The organism is Ancylobacter amanitiformis (assembly GCF_030814815.1).
In the GTDB taxonomy this organism is placed as follows: Bacteria; Pseudomonadota; Alphaproteobacteria; order Rhizobiales; family Xanthobacteraceae; genus Ancylobacter; species Ancylobacter amanitiformis.
The window spans coordinates 186725-210806 of the sequence record NZ_JAUSVR010000008.1; the positions used below are offsets into that span (position 1 = coordinate 186725).

The 24082-nt window shown below is 67.3% G+C and carries 19 protein-coding genes; 9 read left to right on the forward strand and 10 right to left on the reverse strand.

Annotation, left to right across the window (positions count from 1 at the left end; translation table 11 throughout):
• Positions 1–21: 21 nt before the first annotated feature.
• From QOZ99_RS13785 to QOZ99_RS13800, 4 genes are read right to left on the reverse strand one after another with little or no spacing between them, the layout of a single operon-like run.
• The gene (locus QOZ99_RS13785) at positions 22–942 is read right to left on the reverse strand and encodes an ABC transporter permease (RefSeq protein WP_306890562.1); all 921 of its coding nucleotides are present in this window, start codon (positions 940–942) and stop codon (positions 22–24) included.
• A complete protein-coding gene (locus tag QOZ99_RS13790; RefSeq protein ID WP_306890563.1) occupies positions 942–1799 on the reverse strand; it encodes an ABC transporter permease in 858 nt (285 codons plus the stop codon). Before QOZ99_RS13790 ends, QOZ99_RS13785 begins: the two co-directional genes overlap by 1 nt.
• Positions 1799–2380 (reverse strand): ANTAR domain-containing response regulator, encoded by a 582-nt coding sequence (locus tag QOZ99_RS13795; protein WP_306890564.1) that lies wholly within the window; start codon positions 2378–2380, stop codon positions 1799–1801. The genes QOZ99_RS13790 and QOZ99_RS13795 overlap by 1 nt, the downstream gene beginning before the upstream one ends.
• The gene (locus tag QOZ99_RS13800) at positions 2377–3528 is read right to left on the reverse strand and encodes a transporter substrate-binding domain-containing protein (RefSeq protein WP_306890565.1); all 1152 of its coding nucleotides are present in this window, start codon (positions 3526–3528) and stop codon (positions 2377–2379) included. Before QOZ99_RS13800 ends, QOZ99_RS13795 begins: the two co-directional genes overlap by 4 nt.
• A gap of 307 nt (positions 3529–3835) precedes the next feature.
• Here QOZ99_RS13800 and QOZ99_RS13805 point away from each other — a divergent pair, with 307 nt between their 5' ends.
• Positions 3836–4147, forward strand: coding sequence for a hypothetical protein (locus QOZ99_RS13805; protein ID WP_306890566.1), 312 nt, complete (start codon positions 3836–3838; stop codon positions 4145–4147).
• 432 nt (positions 4148–4579) lie between these two features.
• On the opposite strand, the gene QOZ99_RS13810 is transcribed toward QOZ99_RS13805, so the two are convergent.
• From QOZ99_RS13810 to QOZ99_RS13830, 5 genes are all read right to left on the reverse strand, one after another.
• Positions 4580–5191, reverse strand: a complete 612-nt coding sequence (locus QOZ99_RS13810) for a TPM domain-containing protein (RefSeq protein WP_306890567.1) — start codon at positions 5189–5191, stop codon at positions 4580–4582.
• A gap of 9 nt (positions 5192–5200) precedes the next feature.
• Entirely contained in the window at positions 5201–6058 is an 858-nt protein-coding gene (locus QOZ99_RS13815; RefSeq protein WP_306890568.1) for a TPM domain-containing protein, read from the reverse strand.
• 11 nt (positions 6059–6069) lie between these two features.
• On the reverse strand, positions 6070–6693 hold the full coding sequence (locus QOZ99_RS13820) for a LemA family protein (protein WP_306890569.1): 624 nt from the start codon (positions 6691–6693) through the stop codon (positions 6070–6072).
• Positions 6694–6813: 120 nt separating this feature from the next.
• Positions 6814–7023: a hypothetical protein gene (locus QOZ99_RS13825; RefSeq protein ID WP_306890570.1), complete on the reverse strand. Its 210-nt coding sequence runs from the start codon at positions 7021–7023 to the stop codon at positions 6814–6816.
• Between the two features lie 7 nt (positions 7024–7030).
• On the reverse strand, positions 7031–7972 hold the full coding sequence (locus QOZ99_RS13830; protein ID WP_306890571.1) for a LysR family transcriptional regulator: 942 nt from the start codon (positions 7970–7972) through the stop codon (positions 7031–7033).
• A 263-nt stretch (positions 7973–8235) separates the two neighbouring features.
• Between QOZ99_RS13830 and QOZ99_RS13835 the strand changes: the two genes are divergently transcribed.
• The 8 genes from QOZ99_RS13835 (at position 8236) to QOZ99_RS13870 (ending at position 22951) form a co-directional block, all read left to right on the forward strand.
• On the forward strand, positions 8236–10272 hold the full coding sequence (locus tag QOZ99_RS13835; protein ID WP_306890572.1) for a TonB-dependent siderophore receptor: 2037 nt from the start codon (positions 8236–8238) through the stop codon (positions 10270–10272).
• Entirely contained in the window at positions 10272–11078 is an 807-nt protein-coding gene (locus QOZ99_RS13840; protein WP_370876857.1) for an ABC transporter ATP-binding protein, read from the forward strand. Before QOZ99_RS13835 ends, QOZ99_RS13840 begins: the two co-directional genes overlap by 1 nt.
• Positions 11075–11962 carry an iron-siderophore ABC transporter substrate-binding protein gene (locus QOZ99_RS13845; RefSeq protein ID WP_306890573.1) on the forward strand — a complete coding sequence of 296 codons (888 nt, stop codon included), beginning with the start codon at positions 11075–11077 and terminating at the stop codon, positions 11960–11962. The genes QOZ99_RS13840 and QOZ99_RS13845 overlap by 4 nt, the downstream gene beginning before the upstream one ends.
• Positions 11959–13932, forward strand: coding sequence for a Fe(3+)-hydroxamate ABC transporter permease FhuB (gene fhuB / locus QOZ99_RS13850; RefSeq protein ID WP_306890574.1), 1974 nt, complete (start codon positions 11959–11961; stop codon positions 13930–13932). Before QOZ99_RS13845 ends, fhuB begins: the two co-directional genes overlap by 4 nt.
• Positions 13929–14639: a siderophore-interacting protein gene (locus tag QOZ99_RS13855; protein WP_306890575.1), complete on the forward strand. Its 711-nt coding sequence runs from the start codon at positions 13929–13931 to the stop codon at positions 14637–14639. The genes fhuB and QOZ99_RS13855 overlap by 4 nt, the downstream gene beginning before the upstream one ends.
• Positions 14640–14916: 277 nt before the next feature.
• Positions 14917–17940 (forward strand): BPTD_3080 family restriction endonuclease, encoded by a 3024-nt coding sequence (locus QOZ99_RS13860; protein ID WP_306890576.1) that lies wholly within the window; start codon positions 14917–14919, stop codon positions 17938–17940.
• A gap of 47 nt (positions 17941–17987) precedes the next feature.
• Positions 17988–20792, forward strand: coding sequence for a site-specific DNA-methyltransferase (locus QOZ99_RS13865; protein ID WP_306890577.1), 2805 nt, complete (start codon positions 17988–17990; stop codon positions 20790–20792).
• 68 nt (positions 20793–20860) lie between these two features.
• Entirely contained in the window at positions 20861–22951 is a 2091-nt protein-coding gene (locus QOZ99_RS13870; RefSeq protein WP_306890578.1) for a 3'-5' exonuclease, read from the forward strand.
• A 57-nt stretch (positions 22952–23008) separates the two neighbouring features.
• Here the strand turns inward: QOZ99_RS13870 and QOZ99_RS13875 are convergent, their stop codons facing one another.
• Positions 23009–23836: a metallophosphoesterase family protein gene (locus QOZ99_RS13875; RefSeq protein WP_306890579.1), complete on the reverse strand. Its 828-nt coding sequence runs from the start codon at positions 23834–23836 to the stop codon at positions 23009–23011.
• Between the last annotated feature and the right edge of the window lie 246 nt (positions 23837–24082).

The following is a 24082-nucleotide window of genomic DNA, read 5'->3' on the forward strand; positions in this document are numbered from 1 at the left end:
AACGCATTCTTGGGCAGTGCCTCAGCCCGCGCGGATACGCGGGTCGATGAAGGGGGCGATGAGATCGGCGAGGAGGTTGCCGAGCACGATGGCGAGCGCCGAGACCAGGGTGACGCCCATGATGATGGGGATGTCGACCTGCTGGATCGCCTGCCAGGCGAGCTGGCCGATGCCGGGCCAGCCGAACACCGCCTCGACCACCACCGCGCCGCTCATGAACTGGCCGATATCGATGCCGATCATGGCGATCACCGGCAGAAGCGCATTGGGCAGGGCGTGGCGCAGCACCACGCGTGCCGCCGGCACGCCCTTGGCATGGGCGGTGCGCACATAATCCTGACCCAGCACGTCGATCATCGCCGAGCGCACGATGCGCGCATACCAGCCGGCCCCGAGAATGCCGAGCGTGAAGGCGGGCAGCACGAGATGGGCGGGCGTGCCATAGCCGGACATCGGAAACCAGCCGAGCGTGGCCGCGAAGACATAGAGCAGCAGCAGCGCGACAAGGAATTGCGGGGTCGAGACGCCGACGAAGGACAGCGTCATCACCAGCCGGTCGATCGCGCCGTCGCGCCGCACGGCGGCGATCACGCCCAGCGTCAGGCCGATCATCACCTCGATGGCGATGCCGGCGGCCATCAGGGTCAGCGTGGCCGGCAGACGCGCGAGGATGAGCGGGGCCACCGCGGTCTTCTGGTTGAACGAGCGGCCGAGATCGCCCTGCAGGAGATGCACGATATAGTTCCAGAACTGCACCGGCAGCGGCAGGTCGAGGCCAAGCTGGTGGCGGATATTGGCCACGGTCTGCGGCGTCGCGTTGCGGCCGGCGAGCAGCACGGCGGGGTCGGCCGGCAGCGCGTAGAGCAGCACGAAGGTGATCGCGGCCACGCCGAGCAGGATGAGCGCCGCCTGGGTGAGCCGGCGGGCGAGCAGCAGCACCATCAATCCCTCCCGCGCTGGGTGGGGTCGATGAGGTCGCGCAGCGCGTCGCCGACCAGGTTGAACGACAGTGCGGTGGCGAGGATCGCCGCGCCGGGGAAGAACACCAGCCACGGCGCGGACTGGAAATAGCTCTGGCTCTCGAAGACGATGTTGCCCCAGGAGGGCTGCGGCGGCTGCACGCCGATGCCGAGGAAGGACAGGGTCGCCTCCAGCAGCACGGTGGTGGCGATGCCGAGCGTGCCCCAGACGATGGCGGTGGGCACGAGATGGGGCAGGATATGCCGCGTGAGGATGCGCAGGTTGCCCGCCCCCATGGCCCGTTCGGCCAGGATGAAGTCGCGCTCGGCGAGCGAGCGGGTCTCGGTATAGCCGATGCGCGCGACCTGCACCCAGTTCACCATGGCGATGACCATGGCGACGATCCACAGGCTGGGCTTGAGCAGCGCCGCCAGCACGATGGCCAGCAGCAAGGCGGGAAACGCCGTCATCAGGTCGGTGAAGCGCATCAGCACCCCGCCGAGCAGGCCGGAGAAATAGCCGGCGATCACGCCGACGGCGAGGCCGATCATGACCGCGGTGCCATTGGCGACCAGCCCGATCAGCAGCGATGTGCGCGCGCCATAGATGAGCCGCGAGAGCAGGTCGCGGCCGAGCGTGTCGGTGCCGAGCAGGAACTGGGCGGAGGGCGGCAGCGGCGCGCCATCCAGCGACAGCCCGTCGAACATCTGGTCGTCCGGCGCATAGGGGGCCAGCAGCGGGGCGAGCAGGGCGCAGGCGAACACGCCGATGATGACCGCCAGCGCCAGCGCCAGCACCGGCCGGCGCGCCACGCCGCGCAGGAGGGAGCCGGGCGACATCAACCGACCTCCGGCAGGACGTGCTGGCGGGCGAGGATCGCCGCCGCCGCCTGTTCCAGCGTCAGGCGCCGGCGCATGGCGAAGTCGCGCAATTGCCGATAGGCGGCGTCCTCGTCCCCCTGCTGCGCCAGCGCGATCGCTTCCACCGCCCGGGCGACGATCGCCCGCAGCCGCAACCGCTCGCCCAGCGCCGCGACCTTCTGCTGCGCTTGCACCCGTTCATCGAAGGCGTGCAGCGCCAGCACGAGGGCGGGATAGACCGCCGCGGCAGCCACCGGCTTGGCGATGATGGCGCCCGCGCCCTGGTCGATCGCCCAGGCGATGCGGCCCGGCGCCTCCGAACCGAGCAGCGCGACGACCGGCATGGCGGCCGCCGTGCCGGGCTCCCAGGACAGCAGGCCGTTCCAGCCCTGATCGGCATCGACCAGCACGATATCGGGCGCCTCGCCGGGGCGCATGGGGGCCCAGCGCTGCTCGACATCGAGCCCGATCAGCCGCAGCTGGCGCTCCAGCCGCGCAATGGCTTCATCGGGACGGTGCAGGACAAGGGCGCGGCGGCCGACAAGGTTCGGCGTTCTCATGACACCACCCTCAGATGCGGGGCGCGGTTCGCGCGCGGTCCGGTGAGACAGGGATCGCCGGTGAGATAGGGATCGGCGGCGATCGGCGGACGCGAGGCGATCACGTCGAATCCGCCCGCGCCATTGATCCGCCCGAGATGGAAGGGCAGGGCGGCGTGATTGGTGTGCGGATCGATCCGCATGGGACCCTGCACGGTCGGGTGCAGCTTGCCGCAGACCGCGCGGCGCACTTCGGCGGGCTCGTCCGTGCCGGCGGCACGGATGGCCTCGGCGCAGAGCCGCACCGCCGCATAGGCGCCGGAGAAGAAGGAGGAAAAGCGCCGGCCCGCGCCGTAGCGCGCCGCCGCGATTGCCTTGAAAGCGCGGTTTTCCGGCGTGTCGAGGCTGTCGAAATAGCAGGCGGCCGCCAGCTGGCCCACCGCCACGCCGGGCGCGATCTCGCCCAGCTCGCATTCGGTCAGGTCGCAGCTCACCACCGGGCAGATTTCGGGGCGGAAGGCGGCGTCCTGGCGCGCCAGTTCGCTCATGGCGGCGAGGAAGGCATAGCTGGACGGGCCGATGAGGTTGTTGAGGATGAAGGAAGGCCGCTGCGTCCGGATTTCGGCGATCAGCCGGCCGATCTCGGTCTCCTCGATGGGGAGGAAGCGCTCGCCGGCCACCTCGCCGCCGCTGGCGAGCAGGAGTTCGCGGGCGAGGCGGTTCATCTCCCAGCCCCACACATAGTTCGCCCCCAGCAGGAACACCCGCCCGCCATGGCGGGGGATGAGATGGTCGAACAAGGGCAGCAAATGCTGGTTCGGGCAGGCGCCGGTATAGATGATGTTCTCGTTCGCCTCGAACCCCTCATAGGGGCAGATGTACCACAGCAGCGCGTCATGCTTCTCGACCAGCGGCGCCACATCCTTGCGCGCGGCGGAGAGCGCGGTGCCTATGATGTGGCGGCAGCCTTTCTCGCGCAGCAGCTCGCGCGCCAGCGTGACATAGCGGCTCGCCTCGCCCTGCGGGTCGGCCATCACCAGTTCCACCGGCACGCCCTCGCCGACCAGACGCTCGGCGGCAAGCTCCGCGCCGTCGCGGCATTCGCGCCCGAAGGCGCCATAGGCGCCGGTGGTGGAATAGAGAATGCCGATGCGAAGGGGCGCGCCCATCTCAACTCCCTGATGCCGTCGATCCATCGGCCAAACGCAAAAAACCCCACGAAACCACGCCCGCCGGTCAGGCGGGGGTCTCGCGGGGCGCTGTTGCCCGAGGCTTCTTCAGCCAATGTGCTGCTTATCCAAGCGTGCTCAACAGATAAGCACCTTCACAATATGGTCTGGCGCCGCGTTGTCAATGCACCAAGGAGGCGATGCGGCGATCTCCTTGTGGGAAGGGTGGTGCGCGTCGAAGGCCGATCGCGGGAACATGCTTGCCCGTCCCGCGTTGCTGATGCGACGCAGCTCGGGGAGGCAACCCATGGACAGACGGTCTTTTCTGCTTGGACTCTGCGGCATCGGGTCGGCGACGGCGGGCGTGGCTGCCCTCGCGCCCTTCCTGGCGACGCCGGCGCAGGCCGTGCCGCTGGATGCGCTGAGGGCGATGCCGTCCTCCAGCCCCGATAGTCTCCCGCCCGAGGCCTATGGCGTGACGCCGGACGGCACGCCGGCCGACAGCACCTATTGGGTCTGGCGCAACGGTCGTCGCTACTGGGTCGCTCCGCCGCGCCGCCGTCGTCGCGTGTGCCGCCGCGTCCGGGTGCCGGGCGGCTGGCGGACGCGCTGCTGGTAGGCGCGGGCCAGCTGTGACCGTGGCGTCCGCCGCGGTCCGCCATACGGGAATTTGGGCGCGACATCTCGATATGCCGCGCCGCCCTCAAGGCCACGCGGGGCGACGCCCGTCGGAACGGCGGGGGTTTTACGCGCGCGTTATCGCTTGCCCTCGCCGCGCGGCGCGAAGACGTCGAAGGCCAGGATCATCACCCCGGCGAAGCCGAGGACGAGGATGGCGGAGATGACGGAGGAGGGCAGGAAACCGAGGGCGCTCATGGTGGAATGTCCGGTGAACTCAGGCTACGCGATATAGGCGCTTCGCATCGTCCTGTGATGCGGCATGAGTGTGACGGCGAGCAAAACGACCCTTGCGTAAATGCGCTGCCGCCCTGCGCGACGCGCATGAGGGCGTATATCGGCGCTGGAAAGAGCGGCCCGGGGCGGTCTCCGCCTACATCACGATGACCCGGTCCGGCAGTTCATTGCTGTCCCCGGGCATGCGGGGAGCGTGATGGGCGAGGATGCGGCCTGCCTCGGCGACCGCCTCCATCAGCCCTTGATCCAGCCGGCCCTGCCGCGCGCCGGCCAGCACGGCGGCGCAGACGCCGCGCCAGGCTTCGTGCCCGACCTTGGCGTGGATCGCCTCGTCCGCCACCACTTCGACCAGCCGCTCCTGCGGTGCCACCAGGATGAGCACGCCGGTGCGCCCGCGCGTCTGGTGCATGCCGAGCGCGAGGAAATGCTCGATTGCCGCCGTCCGTCCCGCCTCCTCGCGGGCAAGGCGCGGCACGAGCCGGCTGCCGAGCGGGGTGAAGATCAGCAGCGTGCCGGCGAGGATGAACGAACAGGCCTGAAGCGACAGCAGCGCCGGCATTTCCAGCGGGGTGAGCAGCGCGAGCGGCCAGGGCAGCACGAGCGCCAGCAGCGCCGCCCACATCAGGCCGAAGAAGGCATGGCGCACCAGCGGGCGGGTGAGCACGACGACGCGGATCTCCCCGGCGGTGCCCGCTTCCGCCTGTCGGATCGCCCCCGCGACCGCGGCATGCTCCTGGGGTGTCAGCATGTCGTCTCCTCACCAGCTTCCCGAGGCGCCGCCACCGCCGGAGGACCCGCCGCCGCCGGAAAACCCGCCACCGCCGCTTCCGCCGCCACCCGACCAGCCGCCGGAATTGCCGCCGGAATTGCCGCGGCGCGACCAGTCCCATCCCGCCGTGCTTCCCGGCAGAACCGCGCCGCGCCGCCCGCGCATGCGCAGGTTGCCCGAGCGGGCCTGACGGTAGAGAACGAAGCCCCAGAACGCGATCATCAGCACCACGAAGATGATGTGGCCCCAGTCATCGCCGCTCATTGCGGGGGCGGCGGCGGTGCGGGCGCGCTGCTCGGCCTCGGCGGGATCGAGATTCAACACCTCGATCACCGCATCCGCGCCCTTCTCGATGCCGCCGGCAATATTGCCGGCGCGAAAATCCGGCAGGATGGCAGTCTGGATGATGGTGCTGGCCACGGCATCCGGCAGCACGCCTTCAAGCCCATAGCCGACCTCTATGCGCACGCGCCGCTCGGCTGGCACCACCAGCAGCAGCACGCCGTTATTCTTCTCCCCCTGTCCGAGCTTCCAGAAGCGGAACAGCCGGTTGGCATAATCCTCCACCGAGGTGCCTTCCAGCGAGGGGAGGGTGGCGACCACGAACTGGTCGCTCGTGCGCGCCTCCTGCGCGGCGAGCTTTTCCTCCAGCGCCGCGCGCGCGGCCGGGGGCAGCACCTGCGCGGCATCGACCACGCGACCGGTGAGGGCCGGGAAGGCAAATTCCGCCCGCGCCGCATCCCCGCCGGCCAGCGCGAGCAGCAGGGCCAGCACGGGGAGCGCGGCCAGCCGGAGCGCTGGCAGCCGAAACGCGGGCAACTGGAAGCGCAGACGCGGCGGATGCACGGGCCGCTCCTTCAGTTGAACTTCACCTGCGGCGGCTTGGTCTGCTCGTCGGGGATGGTGAAGGTCTCCATCGGCTTGCTGCTGCGATACAGGGTGCTGGCCCAGAGCACGCCGGGGAAGGTGCGCAGCTCGGTATTATAGACCCGTACCGCCTCGATATAATCGCGCCGTGCCACGGCGATGCGGTTCTCGGTGCCTTCGATCTGCGCCTGCAGCGCGAGGAAGTTCTGGTTGGCCTTCAGGTCCGGATAGGCTTCGGACACCGCGATCAGCCGGCCGAGCGCGCCGGAGAGCTGCGACTGCGCCTGCTGGAACTGCTTGAACTGCTCGGGATCGGTGATGGTGGAGGCATCGACCTTGATGGACGTGGCCTTCGCCCGCGCTTCCGTCACCTGGGTCAGTACCTGGCTCTCATGCTGGGCATAGCCCTTCACGGTCTCGACGAGATTGGGGATCAGCTCGGCCCGGCGCTGATACTGGTTGAGCACGTCGCTCCACGCCGCCTTGGCCTTCTCCTCATTGGTCGGGATGTTGTTCACCCCGCAGCCGGCCAGCCCCAAGGCGAGGGCTATCAGGAGGAGCGGGGCGATGAGACGGCGCCATGCGCCCGCAAGTCCCGGGAATGTCGACGTCATGGCACCCTCCACCCGTGCAGCCGCTGCGGCTGCGCACCCCTATATAGCGCAGGGATCGCCCGCGTGCGCTGTTGTGCATGTCATGCCGGACCCGCTGGGGTAGAAGGTCCACGCGGCGCGTCACATCGCTGCGAACGGTCCATCCGCGACGGCGAATTGCGGCGCGCCATGCGCGCTGTCAGCGACAGGATGCTGATCCCGCAGATCAAGCAACTCGAAGCTGACAATCCCATGAAGCAGACCGATTGCGAGGAGGTCCCGCCGTGGCGTGCCGCCAGCCTCGCCCCGCTGGGCCACGGCCGCCCGTACGGTGCCCGCGGGCTTGACCATCTGCCGGTCATTCCCACGCTTCGGCCGTGAATGTGGCCGAGCGGTTATGGGTGATGAACGCCCGCACCGCCGCGGATAATTCGCTCTTGCGATGGGCGATCGCGAGTTCGGAGGTCGTATGCACGCCGCGAATGTTGCGGTAGCGAACGCCGGGCAGCCGGAGGCAATCGAGCGATTTCGGCACCAGGGCTATTCCCAGCCCGACCGCCACCATGCTGGCAATGGTCGTGAAGTCCCGGCCGATCGGCCGGATCACCGGGCTGATGCCGGCCTCTTCGCAGGCCGTGGTCGTGTTCCGGCGAAAGCCGACATCGGGAGCCTGTCGCGGGGTGATGAATTCGCGATCGGCGAGATCCGCCAGATCCACCGCCCCCGTTCCGGCCAGCGCGTCATCGTCGGGAAGGGCGACGACCAGCCGTTCCTTGAGGATGACGCGGGTCACGACATTGGGCGGCAGCGGCGTGGGGGGACGGATGAAGCCGAAATCGAGCCGCCCCTCGGAGATGCGCGCGAGCTGCTCGCCCATTTCCATTTCCACCAGCTGCAGTTCGACGTCCGGATGCGCCTTGCGGAAACTCGCGATGGAGCGGGTGAGCACGCCGGCATAGGCGACGGAGGCGACATAGCCGATCGAGATGCGGCCGGTCTCGCCGCGCCCGGCCTTGGTCACGGCGACCAGCGCCGATTCCGCCGCATTGAGCGTCTTGCGCGCTTCCTCAAGGAAGACTTCACCGGCAAGCGTCAGCTTCATCAGGCGCTGGGTGCGGTCGAGCAGCGGCGTCTTCACGATCGATTCCAGCTTCATGATCTGCTGGCTCAGGCCGGGCTGGGCGATGCCGAGCCGCTCCGCCGCGCGCGCGAAATTCTGCTCCTCCGCCAGCACCACGAAGTACCGCAGATGCCGGATTTCGAAGGTCTCCGCTACCTTTGGGCCAGCAACTCGCTTCATGTTTCCGGTTCAGGCTGCCAGATCGGAATTATTATAATCAAGAATGATGGATCGTGACATCATCATAACCAAGGACTATGAAATTAGCGAGGTTGGCTTATTGGATCGGCGGCGATCGCCACGGCTATGTTTGCGCACCCTTTCAATTGATCTGATCGATTCATGTGATGCGCAGAATATTTTACCGCCATCCGTCCAGTATTCTGGCTGTCTCCGTACTATTGGCCGGCATGTCGTCGGCCTGCGCGGAAGAAGACGCGGACGTGCAGCTCGACACGATCAGCGTGCAAGGCAGCGGACAGTCGACGACCGGGCCGGTGAACGGCCTCGTCGCCGAGCGATCGTCGACGGGCACCAAGACCAACACCTCGCTTGTCGAGACCGCGCAAAGCATTTCGGTCATCACCGCGGACCAGATCCGGCAGCAGAACGCGCTCTCGCTGAACGAGGCGCTGCGCTACACTGCGGGCGTCATTCCGGAGAGTCGCGGCGCGATATCGACGCGCTTCGACCTGTTCAAGATTCGCGGCTTCGACGCCGCGACCTATCTGAACGGCCTGCGCCTGATGAAGATGAACTTCGTCTCGCCGCAGATCGATCCCTATCTCCTGGAGCGGATCGATGTGCTCAAGGGGCCGACCTCGGTGCTCTACGGTCAGGCGCCGACCGGGGGCATGGTCAACCAGATCCTGAAAATGCCGCTGGCCGAGCCGTCCCACGAGGTCGGGGTCGATGTCGGCAATTTCGCCTATCGACGCGCCGTGGCGGATCTCTCCGGCCCTGTCGACAAGGATGGCACGCTGCTCTACCGCGTGGCCGCGGTCGGCAGCGCCGGCGACGGCCAGATCGAGGATACGTCCGCGGAACGCTTCGCCGTCGCGCCGAGCCTGACATGGACGCCGAGCAGCCAGACCAGCCTGACGCTGACCGCCTTCTACCAGCGCGATCCGGAGGCGAACTCCTATGCCGGGGTGCCCTCCGTCGGCTCGGCCGTGTTCAACCCCAAGGGCGTCATCCCGCGCGACTTCAATGTCGGGGAACCCGATATCGAGCAGTTCGACCGCACGCAGGCGTCGCTGGGCTATCGGTTCGAGCATGCCGTCGACGACACGCTGGTCGTGCGGGCGAACGGACAATGGTTCGGTACCGAACTCGACTATGCCGGCGTCTATGGCCGTTCGCTGGGAGCCGATAACCAGACATTGTCGCGCTCCGTGACCTATTCCCATGACGAACTCAGTTCGTTCGCCTTCGACAACCAGATCGAGAAGCAGTTCGACACCGGCGCGCTGCGTCACACGCTGCTCGTCGGCTTCGATGCGCAGGCCTATGACGGCTTCTACAATTCGGGCACCGGCACCGCACCCTCGATCAATATCTTCAACCCGGTCTACGGCAAGGCGGTGACGATGCCGACGCTGCGCCGTACCGATGTCGACGGCACCCAGTACGGGCTCTATGCCCAGGACCAGATCCGCTTCGGCAACTGGATCGCCACGCTCGCCGTCCGTCAGGACTGGGCGGAGAGCACGACCCGCAGCACCACGCTGCAGAAGCAGAACGATTCCGCGCCCAGCACCCGGTTCGGCCTGCTCTATCATTTCGACAACGGCCTCGCCCCCTATGTGAGCTACGCCGAATCCTTCACGCCGCTCGCCGGCACGGATTTCAACGGCGACGCCTTCGAGCCGGAACAGGGCACGCAGTACGAAGCGGGCATCAAGTACCAGCCGCCCGGCACGGACATTCTGATAACCGCGGCCTATTTCGATCTGACGCGCGAGAACCTCCTGACCTCGGATCTCGCCCATATCGGCTATTCGGTTCAGATCGGCGAGGCGCGCTCGCGTGGCTTCGAGTTCGAGGCCAAGGCCGAATTGCAGGACGGCTGGTCCATGCTCGCCGCCTATACCCGGCTCGACACCCGGTATACGCAGGACAATAGCGGACTTCAGGGCCTCGTTCCGGTCGGCGTGCCCGACGACATGGCCTCGCTCTGGGTGCATTACAACGTCCAACCGGACTCGCCCTTGTACGGACTCGCGGGCGCTGTCGGCGTTCGCTATATCGGGTCGAGCTACAACACCAACAACACGATCGAGATTCCGGACGTGACGCTGTTCGACGCTGCGCTGTCCTACGATTTTGGCAAGAAATACGCCAAGCTCGACGGCTGGCGGTTGCAGGTGAACGCCAAGAACCTGACCGACGAAACCTATCTGGCATCCTGCTACACCTCGACGACCTGCGCCTATGGCTACGGCCGGACGGTAAGCGCGGGCCTTTACTACCGCTGGTGATGGAAACGGTGGAGCCGACACAGCGATTGGGCTTTGCCGCCTTCGAGCTTAAAGGCGTCACCGTGCGCATTGACGGTCGGCCTGTCGTCGATGACGTGCACCTCATGCTCGAGGGCGGCCGCATCCATGGGTTGATCGGTCCGAATGGCTCGGGCAAGAGCACGCTCATCAAGCTTCTCGCCCGGCAGCTTCCGCTGCATTCGGGTGAGGTGCTCTTTCGCGGGCGGCCTGTCGCCTCCCTGACGGCGCGGGCCTTCGCGCGCGAGGTGGCGTATCTACCGCAGTTCACCCCTTCGGCCGATGGCCTTCTGGTGCGCGAACTGGTGGCGCTCGGGCGCTTTCCCTGGCATGGCGCGCTCGGGCGGTTCGGCTCGCGCGACCGGGCCAAGGTGGACGAGGCGATCGAGCGTGCGGGCCTGCTCCACATGGCGGCGCGGCGCGTCGACACCCTTTCCGGCGGCGAGCGCCAGCGGGCATGGCTCGCCATGCTGCTGGCACAGGATGCGTCGTGCCTGCTGCTCGACGAGCCGACCTCGGCGCTCGACCTCGCCCACCAGATGGACGTTCTTGCCCTCGTTCGCGAACTGTCGCTTGAGCGCGCCATCACCGTCGTCGTCATCCTCCACGACATCAACCTCGCCGCGCGCCACTGCGATTCAATCGTCGCGCTCGGCGCCGGGCGGGTGGTGTTCCAGGGCTCGGTGGCGCAGGTCATGACGGCGGAGGTGCTTGAGCGCATCTACGCCGTGCCCATGGGAATCACGCATCCCCGCGATCTCGGCCAGCCGATCGGATATCCGCTGTGAGCGGCCTCACCCGCCGCGCGCTGTGCGCCAGCGCTCTGGCCTCCTTGGCGGGGGCGTCCCTTGCGGGCGCTGCCGGGACGGCCCGCGCCGGCGAGCCTTCCGCGGTGCGGGTTGCCGCGATCGACTGGGCCATGCTGGAGACCGCGCTGGCCATCGGTGCCGAGGTGGTCGCCGCCGCGGAACTGCGTCTCTATCGCCAGATGGTGGTGGAGCCGGCGGCATCGCCCGCCATCGCCGATCTCGGCCTGCGCGGCAGCCTCAATTACGAGGCGCTGCTGCGCGCCGCGCCGGACCTGATCCTCTCGGCGCCGTGGTACGTGAAATACGAGGCCAATCTGAGCCGGATCGCCCCGGTCCGCAGCTTTCGCATCGACCAGCGCGGGCGTTCCCCCTATGAGCCCGCCGTGGCGGCGGCACGGGAACTGGGCCGGCTGACCGGGCGCGAGGCGGCGGCGGAAAACCTCATCCTCGCGGTGGCGGCGGAAATCGATGCACAGAGGGAGCGGCTGGCCCGCCGGCGGGGCGAGTCCTTCTCCATCATCAATATCGGCGATCCCCGGCACTTCCGGGTATTCGGCGCCGACAGCATGCATGGCCATGTGCTGGACCGCCTCGGCCTGCGCAATGCCTGGGCGGGCCAGACGCGCTATTCGGCCCAGGCGCCGGTGGACCTTGTGGCACTGGCGAATGCGGGCGATGCCGGCATCATCATCGTGCGCCCGATCCCGTCCGATGCGCTCCGGGTGCTGCCCGAGAGCCCGCTCTGGAACGCCCTGCCGGCGGTCGCGCAGGGCCGGGTTCATGTGATCGATCCGGTGAACCCGTTTGGCGGGCTGCCGACCGCGCGCCGCCTCGCGCGCCTGCTGGGCGGCGCCCTCGCATGACGACCGCCGCCTTCTCCTCCCGCGGCCGTCTCCTGGCGGTGTGCCTCATCCTCGCCGCGCTGTCGGTGGGGTTGTTCGGCTGGTCCCTCGCGGAGGCCTTTTCGGCGGATGGCGCCATCGCGGCGATGGACCCTTCGGGGCGCTTCCCCGCCCTCGTCGCGCTGCACAGCCTGGCGCCGCGCTACGTCGTCGGGCTTCTGGCGGGGGCCGCCCTCGGGCTGGCGGGTGCGCTGCTGCAAAGCGTGTTGCGCAACACGCTGGCCGATCCGTCGAGCCTCGGCGTCGCGGCCGGCGCGCATCTCGCCATTGTCGCCATGACGGCGTTCGCCCCCGAACTCGGCGGCTTCCCGCGCGAGGGCGTTGCCTTCGCGGGCGGGCTCATGGCGGTGCTCATCGTCCTCGGCCTGTCCTGGCGCCGTTCCTTCGAGCCGGCCACCGTGGTGGTGGCGGGGATGATGGTGGGGCTGCTCTGCGCCTCTCTTGCCGCCACCATCATCCTCTATAGCGGCCAGTACCTGACCTCGCTGTTCCTCTGGGGCGGCGGCTCGCTCGCGCAGCAGAACTGGACGCCGGCTATCGATCTGGCCGTGCGCTTCGTCCCGGCCTTCGCGATCTCGATGCTGTTCCTGCGCTCGCTCTCGCTGCTGACGCTCGACGATCCGGGCGCGCGCGCCCTCGGGCTGTCGGTGGCGGGCACACGGCTCGCCATCCTCGCGCTTGCGGTGGCGCTGTCGGCGGCCGTCGTGTCCCAGGTCGGCGTGATCGGCTTTGTCGGCCTGGCCGCGCCGAATCTCGCGCGGCTCATGGGGGCACGCACGGCGCGCCCTGTCCTGCTGCTGTCGCCGCTGCTGGGCGCCCTGATGCTGAGTGTCACCGACGGAATCGTGCAGGCGATCGATCGGGCCAGCCGCTTCGACATGCCGACCGGCGCCGTCACCGCGCTGTTCGCCGGACCTGTCCTGCTCTGGCTGTCCAGCCGGTTGCGCACGGCGCGTCCGGACCTGCGGGCCGAGGGAGTGACGGAAGCGTCGCGCCGGCGGCTCTGGCCGGCCGTTCTCGGCGGCCTCGCGATCGTTACCGCGCTGGCGCTGCTGGTCGGGCGGAGCGAGGGCACTATCGGGTTCGATTCTCTTTCCACGATGGCCACGCTGCTTCCCTGGCGGGCGCCGAGGCTGGTTGCGGCGATGGCGGGTGGCGCCATGCTGGCCACGGCGGGCTGCCTGCTCCAGCGCATGACGTCGAATCCGCTCGCGAGTCCGGAAGTGCTCGGCGTGAGTTCCTCGGCGATCCTGGCCATGGCGATCTGCGTCTTTGCCGCTCCCGCCATGGGCCTTGCGGGACAGATCACCGGGGCGACGCTGGGCGCGATGCTCGGCTTCGCGGTCCTGATCGTCGCCGCGCGCCGGGGTGCCTTCGAGGGCAACCGCATGCTGCTCGGCGGCGTCGCCCTGGGCTCCTTCTGCGGCGCGGCATTGACGGTGCTGATGACGCGCGGGGGCATGGAGGCCGGCATGATCCTCGCCTGGCTCACCGGCGCGACGGCCCATGTCGACCCCGTGATCGCCGGGGTGACGGCCATACTCGCCCTCCTGCTCATCCTCCCCGCGCTGGTGCTGTCGCGCTGGCTCGACCTTTTGGCCCTCGGCAATGAGATGCCGGCGGCGCTCGGCCTCGCCATGACGCGCGCGCGGCTGGTTCTGCTTGCTCTCGCGGCGCTGCTGACCGGCGCCGCCTCGCTGACCCTCGGGCCGGTGAGCTTCGTGGGCCTGATGGCGCCGCACATTGCCCGCCATGTCGGCGCGGCCGACGCAAGGAGCCTGCTGGCCACCTCGGCGGCTCTCGGGGCGCTGCTGATGGGCGTTGCCGACCTCGCCTCGCGGCTCGCCTTCTACCCCTACCAGATGCCGATCGGGCTGTTCGCCTCGCTCATCGGCACGCCCTATCTTCTCTACATGCTGGCCCGGCGATGACGGTCGCATCCCCCGATACGATCCCCGCAGGCGATGCCGGCCTCGCGCGGCGAACGATGAAGGTGGTGCGCGTGGCGGGCCTCTCCCGGCGGATGCGTCGCATCACCCTGAGCGGCGACGATCTCGCGCCCTTCGATGTCTCCTGGCAACTGCATGTGCGGCTGTCGGTCGGCGAGGGTGCGAGCCGGGCGACGCGCCTCTACACGATCCGGCGGATCGATGCGGCCGCTGGCGAGATGGACATCGACTTCTTCCTCCATGAGGAACCGGGACCGGCCGGCGACTGGGCGGCGCAGGCACGGCCCGGCATCACATGCGAGATTGCCGGGCCGGTGGGGCGTCCGGTCGGGACGGCCGACTGGCATGTCTTCGCCGGCGACGAGACCGCGCTGCCGGCGATTTCGCGGATTGTCGAGGCCATGCCGGGCACGGCGGCCGGTGTCGTCATTCTATGTGTGGGAGGGTTCGAGGAGCGGGTCGCGTTGTCCCACCCGCCGGGCATCGTCGTGCGATGGGTGCATCCGCGTGAAGGAGAGACCGCCGGCGAACGGCTCTTCGATGAAGTCGCGTCCATCCGGCCGCCCGAGGATGCCACCGTCTTTGCCTGGGCCGGGGCACATGCCGACTGCTCGCGGCGCCTGAAGGAGCACTGGAAGGCGTCCGGCATCGACGCCGCACAATGCCTCGCGGTGGCCTATTGGCGATAGCGGGTCATCCTCCTGAAGCGCCTGAAGCTCGGGCTGTCGTTCCGAACGTGGTTGGGATTTCGCGCCCGTCGGAAATGCGGGAGGCCGGGAGCCTCAGGCATGAAGCCATCGCAATTTTCGCGCGTCGGGGACGTTGCTTGAGGAATGCGGCCGATGAAGCGCGGGGGATCGTCAGGTGAACAGCCTTGCTCTGACCGCCCCTTGCCTTGACCACCACAGGGTGTGGCATGCAAAAGTGCAACAATGCCAGTAGGGTTTGGCGGGAGTTGCAGGCCTGATGAATGAAGCGTTTTTTCGCTCTCCCATACTGAACTCGCCCTATGCCGAACCAAACCGCCATTGGGAGCTCGACGCCAACGGCCAGCCGACAAATAGCGTGGTGGCGCGCAGACGGCCGAGTGCACTCGTCTCGCCAATTCCCAAGGCGAGGAAGGTGCGTGGCAAGCCGGTGCAGGCTGATTTGCTCGCGGACGAGCAGGGGCAGGAATACAACCCGACCGAAGTGATCAACGGCATTCGCTCGGCCGTCGAGAGCTGGCGGCGGCTGCCGGAGAGCCAGTGGCAGGTGACGCCGTCGACCGCGCGGCTGCTGCGGCACTGGCGCAACCATAAATTCGCGAATCAGAAGCCGTTCTTCTGCCAGATCGAGGCGGTGGAGACGGTCATCTGGCTGACCGAGGTGGCGCCGAAATCCTCCTCGCAGGGTCGACGCTTCTGGACCCATCTGGAAGCCGCCAACGCCGCGTCCAATCCCGAACTCATGCGCATGGCGCTGAAGCTGGCGACGGGCGCGGGCAAGACCACCGTCATGGCCATGCTCATCGCCTGGCAGACGGTCAATGCCGTGCGGCATCCCAATGCCAGGAAGTTCTCCCGCGGGTTTCTCGTGGTGGCGCCCGGAATCACCATCAAGGATCGGCTGCGCGTCCTGCAGCCCAACGATCCCGAGAGCTATTACAGCACGCGTGAACTCGTGCCCGAGGACATGCTCCCCGACATGGGGCGGGCGAAGATCGTCATCACCAATTTCCACGCCTTCAAGAAGAAGGACGAGATCCCGCTCAACAAGGTGCAGCGGGCGGCGCTCAAGACCACCTCCCGCGAGGAGAGCGACGGCGCGATGATCCGCCGGGTGGCCGGCGAACTGATGGGCCTGAAGAACATCGTCGTGCTGAACGACGAGGCGCATCACTGCTATCGCGAGCGGCCGCTGACGCCCGAGGAACTGGCCGAGCTGAAAGGCGACGCCCTCGCCGAGGCCAAGGAGAATAACGAGGCGGCCCGGCTGTGGATTTCCGGACTGGAGGCGATCAAGCGCGAGCTCGGCACGCAGATGGTCTACGACCTGTCCGCGACGCCGTTCTTCCTGCGCGGTTCGGGCTATCGCGAGGGATCGCTGTTCGGCTGGGTGATGAGCGACTTCAGCCTGATGGACGCGATCGAATGCGGCATCGTCAAGCTGCCGCGCGTGCCGATCATGGACAATGTGCCGGGCGGCGACACGCCGATGTTCCGCAATCTGTGGGACCATATCGGAAAGATCATGCCCAAGAAGGGCCGGGCCAGCGCCAGGGGCTATGATCCGCAGAAACTGCCGAACCCCCTGCTGAGCGCCATCGACGCGCTGTACGGCCATTATGAGAAGACCCACGCGCTGTGGCGGGAATCGGGGCTCGGCGTCGATCCCGTCTTCATCGTGGTGTGCAACAACACCGCGACCTCCAAGCTGGTGCATGACTACATCGCCGGCTACGAGCTGGAGGACGAGCACGGCAACCGCTCGCTCGTTGCCGGAAAGTGTGGGCTGTTCCTCAATTTCGATCCCGATGGCACCGCCCTGCCGCGCATGCGCACCCTGCTGATCGACAGCGGGCAGCTGGAGAGCGGGGAGGCCATCAGCCCCGAGTTCCGCGAGGCCGCGGGCCCGGAAATCCAGCGCTTCAAGGACGAGCTGACCCAGCGCACCGGCGACCGCTCCGCCGCCGACGCCATTGATGACGCCACCATCCTGCGCGAGGTGATGAACACGGTCGGTCGCAAGGGCGCGCTCGGCGAGGGCATTCGCTGCGTGGTCTCGGTGTCGATGCTGACCGAGGGGTGGGATGCCAACACCGTCACCCATGTGCTGGGCGTGCGGGCTTTCGGCACCCAGCTTCTGTGCGAGCAGGTGATCGGCCGGGCGCTGCGGCGCCAGTCCTACCAGCTGCAGGCGGATGGGCTGTTCAAGGTGGAATATGCCGATGTGCTCGGCATTCCCTTCGACTTCACGGCCCAGCCCGTGGTGGCCAAGCCCAGCCCGCCGGACAATATGGAGCGCGTCTTCGCCATCAGCCCGGACCGCGACATGAGCGAGATCCGCTTTCCCCGTGTCGAGGGCTACCGTACCGAACTGGGGCAGGAGGTGCTGGCCGCGGCGTTCAGCGAGGATTCGACGCTGGATCTGACTCCGGACCTCGTCGGCGCCACCGAGACGGTGAATGCCGGCATCATCGGCGAGCAGGCGGACCTGACGCTGGCCCATCTCGCCGATGTCCGCCCGGCGACGATCCAGCTGCGGCTGGCCGACTGGATCGTCAAGCGGCGGCTCACCGATGCCAATGAGCAGCCCAAGATCGGGCTCATCATGCAGCTGAAGCCCATCGTGCGCCGCTGGATGGCCGAGCATCTTGTGTGCACCGGCGGCACCCAGCCGGCGCAGCTGCTCTATTACGGCATTGCCGACCGCGTGGCCGACCGCATCATGGCGGCGATCACCCGCGGGCAGGAGGGTGGCGGGCGCGTGCTGGCGCTGCTCGATCCCTATAATCGCGAGGGCTCGACGCGCCATGTGCGCTTCATGACCTCGAAGGACCGCTACGAGACCGGGCCACGCTGCCACATCAACTACGCCGTGATCGACAGCGACTGGGAGGCGGAATTCTGCCGCGTGGCGGATCGCCATCCGCGCGTGCTGGCCTGGGTGAAGAACCACAATCTCGGTTTCGAGGTGCCCTATTCCGCCAGCGGCGACGTGCGGCGCTATCGCCCCGACTTCATCCTGCGCATCGACGATGGGCGCGGCGAGGCCGATCCGCTCCATCTCGTGGTGGAAATCAAGGGCGCGCGCGACGAGGACGACAAGGACAAGGCGGAGACCATGCGCACGCTGTGGGTGCCGGGCGTCAACAATCTCGGCGGGCTCGGCCGCTGGGACTTTGCCGAGTTCCGCGATGTGTGGACCATCCAGACCGAATTCGCCGCCAAGGTGGAAGCGTGGCTGGATCGTGTCACGATATCCGCCGCTTCCGTCACCGCCGCCTGAGCCTTCGTCCCGTTCGCCGCCCCGCCTGCGCCTTCGAGGAAAGCCTGATGTCCAAATCCCCCCTGCGCGTCGACACGCTCACCCATGACGAGGCGACGCGCAAGAATGCGCCCACCGCCGAGCTGGAGGCGTTCGTGCCGCCGGACATGAAGGAGCCGATCCGCGCCGCGTACCAGCGGCGCAACCCGGATCTCGACCCGCAATTGGTGTGGCGCGGCAAGGATGTGCTGGACTGGTCGGACCTCATCGTCGAGGCGCCGCCGCTCTATATTCAGGAGAAGATCCACCCCAAGGCGCTGATCGAGGACCTGAAGCGCGCCAGCGAGCGGCGCCGCGAGCCGGACGCGACGCCCGACCTGTTCGCCGATTTCAACGGGCTGGATCGGGAGCAGCGCACCGAGTTCTACGCCCATGACCAGCACTGGTCGAACCGCATGATCCTGGGCGACAGCCTGAAGGTGATGGCGAGCCTTGCGGAGCGCGAGGGGCTCAAGGGCCGGGTGCAGTGCATCTATATCGACCCGCCCTATGGCATCAAGTTCAACTCGAACTTCCAGTGGTCCACCACCAGCCGCGACGTGAAGGACGGCAAGGCCGACCACCTCACCCGCGAGCCCGAGCAGGTGAAGGCGTTTCGCGATACGTGGCGGGACGGAATACATTCCTATCTCACCTATCTCAGAGACCGGCTCACCGTGGCGCGCGACCTGCTCACCGAGAGCGGCTCCATCTTCGTGCAGATCGGCGATGAGAACGTCCACCGCGTGCGGGCGCTGATGGATGAGGTGTTTGGGGATGAGAACTGTGTATCGATCATTTGCCTCCAGAAGACTGGCGGTCAGGAAGCGTCGTTTATTCCAAATGTATCTGATTACATCGTCTGGTATTCGCGAGATGCAAAAAAAGCAAAGTATCGTCAGATATATCTAGGAAAGTTACTCGGCGTGGGCGAGGGTAGCGGTCTGCGCTACAATCAGGTCCGCTCGCTTGACGGACATGTTCGTCCTCTCACGGATGAGGAGAAGAACGGGGCGCCGTTACCGGACGCCAGTCGGGCTTTTCAGCTGACCAGCCTCATTTCTAGTGGCGTTAGAACCAATACAACAGCCTCGTGGACGTTTAGAGGTCGGTCTTATCATTCCGGAGAATCGTCGAATTGGAAGACGTCACTCACGGGACTTGAGCGCCTTGGAAGGTCGGGTCGGATTGAAGCACGGAAACGTACGATCGCCTATGTGAGGTATATTGACGATTTTGCAGCCTATCCGCTTTCGAATGTTTGGACTGATGTGGCCGGTGCAAGCGGTATAGTCTACGTAGTTCAAACGAGTTCGACGATTGTTCAACGCTGCATCCTCATGACCACCGATCCCGGTGATCTGGTGCTCGATCCCACCTGCGGCTCGGGCACCACGGCCACTGTCGCGGAGCAATGGGGCCGGCGCTGGATCACCATGGATACCAGCCGCGTCGCGCTGGCGCTGGCCCGCGCCCGGCTGATGGGCGCGCGCTACAACTGGTATCTCCTCGCCGACAGCCCCGAGGGCCAGCGCAGGGAGGCCGAGATCACCCGCTCGCTTCCCTCGGAGACGCCGACCTATGGCCGGCTGCGCCACGGCTTCGTCTACAAGCGCGTGCCGCATATCACGCTGAAATCCATCGCCAACAATGCCGAGATCGACACCATCTGGGAGGCCTTCCAGTCGAAGCTGGAGCCGCCGCGCGCGGCGCTGAACGCGAGCCTCGGCAAGGACTGGCCGGAATGGGAGATTCCGCGCGAGGCCGCCAAGGACTGGCCCGAGGCGGCGCGCGCGGCGCATGAGGCGTGGTGGGCGGCGCGCATCGCCCGGCAAGGCGAGATCGACGCCTCCATCGCCGCCCGCGCCGACACCGAATATCTCTATGACCAGCCCTATGAGGACAAGGGCCGCGTGCGCGTCGCCGGTCCCTTCACGGTGGAGAGCCTCTCCCCGCACCGCGTGCCGGCGGTGGACCATGACGACAGCCTGTTCGACGAGCTGGAAGCCAGCGAGGGCCGCCGCCAGAAGGGCGAGAGCGTCGAGAGCGCGGACTTTGCCGAAATGATCCTCGAAAATCTGAGGAAATCCGGCGTGCAGCAGGCGCACAGGGCGGACCGGCTGGTATTCACCGCGATCAAGCCGTGGCCCGGCCGCTTCATCTGCGCCGAGGGCCGGGTGCGGCAGGCCTCGGAAGGGGAGGGCGACACGCTGGCCGACAGCCCGGAGCGCCGCGCCGCCATTCTTGTCGGCCCGGAATACGGCACCGTCTCGCGTCCCGACATCACCGCCGCCGCCCGCGAGGCGATGGAAGCCGGCTTCGACCTCCTGATCGTCGCCGCGTTCAATTTCGACGCCCATGCCAGCGAGTTCGACCGCATGGGCGCGCTCACCGTGCTGCAGGCGCGCATCAACCCCGATCTGCACATGCCCGATCTCGCCTCCACCGGCGCCGGCAACCTGTTCACCGTGTTCGGCGAGCCGGACATTCAGGCGCATGACGAGGGCGAGGGGATGGTCTCGATCGAGCTGGCCGGCGTCGACATGTACAAGGCCGGGCAGATCGAAAGCTCGGACGCCGACGACATCGCGGTCTGGTTCATCGACACCGATTACGACTACGAGAATTTCCGCGTGCGCCACGCCTATTTCCCCGGCGCCAACGATCCCTACAAGGCGCTGAAGACCACGCTGAAGGCGGAGATCGACCCGGAAGCCTGGGAGAGCCTGAAGCGCACCCGCTCGCGCCCCTTCCCCCGCCCGCACGGCGGGCGCGTGGCGGTGAAGGTGATCAATCACCTCGGCGACGAGGTGATGAAGGTGGTGGCGGTCTAGGCGAGGGGCGTGGAAGTGGGCGTGGAAGTGGGCGTGGGCGTGGGCGTGGCGCGGGAACGGGATGGCCGATGACGCTTCTTTACGCCTCCACCTTCACCAAGGCGCTCGGCCGGCTCTCCGCCGCCGAGCAGAAGCAGGTGAAGATTGCCACGGTCGACCTCGCGCTCGACCCGACCGGCAATGGCCTCCAGCTGCATCGGGTGGAGGCCGCGCCGGGCTTCTGGACCGCCCGCGTCTCGCAGGATATCCGCCTCGTGCTGCACCGGGACGGCGGGCGCACGCTCATCGCCTATGTCGATCACCATGACGAGGCCTATCGCTGGGCCTCGCGCCGCCGGCTGGTGCCCCATGAGCGCACCGGCGCGATGCAGTTCGTGGAAATCGTGGAGCGGACCGAGGAAAGCCCTCTCGCCCCCCTTCGCACGGACCGCCCGCAGGAGGCCGCCGCGGCCCTGCCGCCGGGCCGGCCCTTCGCGGTGCTGACCGACGATCAGCTGCTCGATATCGGCGTGCCGCGGGACTGGCTGGACGCCGTCCGCGCCGCGGACACGGCCAGCGTGGACGGCCTGTTCGCCCGCCTGCCGGACGAAGCGGCGGAGGCGCTGCTCGACATCGCCACGGGCGGGCGGCTGGAGGATCATATCGCCGTTCGCGCGCCTGTCGGGGCGGACCCCTATGCTCATCCCGATGCGCAGCGCCGCTTCCGCATCGTCGAGGGGCTGGAGGAACTCAAGGCCGCGCTCGACGCGCCGTTCGCCCAATGGGCGGTTTTCCTGCACCCCACGCAGCGCGCGCTGGTTGGAAAGGCCTGGAACGGCCCCGCGCGGATTTCCGGCTCGGCCGGCACGGGAAAGACCATCGTCGCGCTGCACCGCGCGCTGCATCTCGCCCGTCAGCCGGGTGCGCATGTGCTGCTCACCAGCTTCTCACAGTCGCTCGCCGAGGCGCTGCAGCGCAAGGTCGATGTGCTGGCCGACGCCGCGCCGGAATTGCGCGGGCGCGTGACCGTGCGGGCGCTCGATCCGGTGGCGCTCGCGCTGTTCGAGACTTGGTCGGGTCCCGCTCGCATCGCCAGCCGCGATGACGTGCGAATGGCCGTGGATGCCGCCCGCAAGGCGGGGCATGGCGATGGCCATTCCGCCGCCTTCCTCATCGAGGAGTGGGAAGACGTGGTCGATGCCTGGCAGATCGGCGATGCCGCCGGCTATGCGCTCGTTCCGCGTCCTGGCCGCAAGACCCGTCTCGGCCTGAAGCAGAGAGAGGCCGCCTGGACGGCGTTCGCCTTCGTGCGCGAACATCTGGCGCGGGCCGGTCTTGTCACCTGGCCCGACATCTACGCGCGGTTGACACGGCAGTTGCTGGAGGGGGAAGCGCGGGAGGAGCGGGCGTTTGGAGAGCGGGCGTTTGGGGAGCGGGCGTTCCCCTGCACGCATCTTGTCGTCGACGAGGCGCAGGATCTCTCCGTGGCCCAGGTTCGTTTCCTCGCGGCGGCGGGTCGGGCGCGACCGGATGCGCTGTTCCTGACCGGTGATCTCGGCCAGCGGATCTTCAAGCTTCCCTTTTCCTGGGCAAAGCTGGGGCTCGACATCCGTGGCCGGTCACAGGTGCTCAAGGTCTGTTATCGAACCTCGCATCAGATACGGTCGCTGGCGGACAGACTGCTCATGTCGACCCTCATCGACCAGGACGGGGTGAGCGAGAGCCGACGCGGCACGGTGTCGGTGTTTGATGGGCCCGAGCCGATCGTTCGGCTCTTCAACGATGTGGCCGGGGAGGTCGCGGCCGTCGGAACGTGGATCCGCGATGGCGTCGCGGGCGGCATCAAGGCCGAGGAACTGGCCATCCTCGTGCGGGGCGCCGGCCAGCTGGCGCGTGCCGAAGCGGCACGGAGGGCCGCGGGCGCCGAGGTGGCGATCCTTGCCATGCACGATGCCAAGGGGCTGGAGTTTCGGGCCGTTGCCGTCATGGCTCTGGATGAGGACGTATTGCCGGATCCGCAGCGGCTCAAGGATGTCGGCGACATGGCCGACCTCGAGGCGATTCAGGAAGCCGAGCGGCATCTGCTCTATGTCGCCGCGACACGGGCTCGCGATCGGCTGTTGCTCTCGGGTCTCGCGCCCGGATCGGAGTTTCTGGATGATGTAAGGGTGTCGATGTAAGTCCCGATAGACGTGAAATCTATCGGCTAACCGCAATCCTGCGCGAGCAACTGCCCGCTACGACGGTTTGCTCGATAGAAAAGCCTTGTCGTTGCCATCCACGACCAGCGCGGTGAGACGGCCCGTTCGATAGGCGCCCGTATCGATCCCGATACGGTTGATCCGCTCCTCAGGCTTCGCGCTGATCGTGTGTCCGTGGACCACCACTTTTTCCAGGGGCATCAAGGATTGCAGGAAAGGTGCGCGCATCCGCAGGAGATCGTCGGGGTCCTGGCTGTCCAGGGGCGTTCCGGGGCGAACTCCGGCGTGGCAAAAGAAATAATCCCCGTATGAGACCGCGTGCTGCAGCCCCTCCAGGAAGCGGATGTGCGAGGAGGGGACCGCATCCGCCAGCTTCTGGTGCACGTGCTCGAGATCGGCCTCCGTCTTCAGCTTGGAGGGATTGAGCTTCACGCCATAGGAGCGCGATGTGGCGTTGCCGCCGCTATTGACGAAGACGCCATCCATGCTGGGCTGCTTGAGAAAGGCGAGAAATTCCGCGTCATGGTTTCCCGCGAGCAGGATGTGGCGGGGATCCGCCGCCTGAAGCGCGATCAGACGGTCGATAACGCCCTTGGAATCCGAGCCTCGGTCCACATAGTCGCCAAGGAAAATGATCCGCCAGTCATCCGGCTTTGACCGTGCGATATCCTCCCCGATCTTCTGCAGAAGCTTGTTGAGAAGGGACAGGCATCCGTGGATGTCGCCAACGGCGTAAATCCGGATCCCCTCGGGGCCGCGCGCCTCCGAAAGGGTGACAAGTGGGGTTTTCCAAAGTCCGAAAATTATCTGCCGACTCCAATCCGGGGCAGCGGAATGATCCAGCGTGCCGTGAAACGATATCACAGAAGTGGCCCGGGGCGGGAATGCGCCGCGACCCTCCGCCTGTGCCGGGGTGGTGAAAGCGACAGGGCAGGAGCCGCGACCACGTCTTGCGCGCCGTGACAGGGTACCTTCTTTCCAGAGCAAGTTGCACCGAATGTCGATGGTCTTGGAACCCCTCGGCGTCGCCCGGCGCGGCGATTCCCCCAGAAATCCACGACTCCGCGGGCGTGGTCCCGTGGCTCGGTTCGCGAATGCTACTTTTATGTG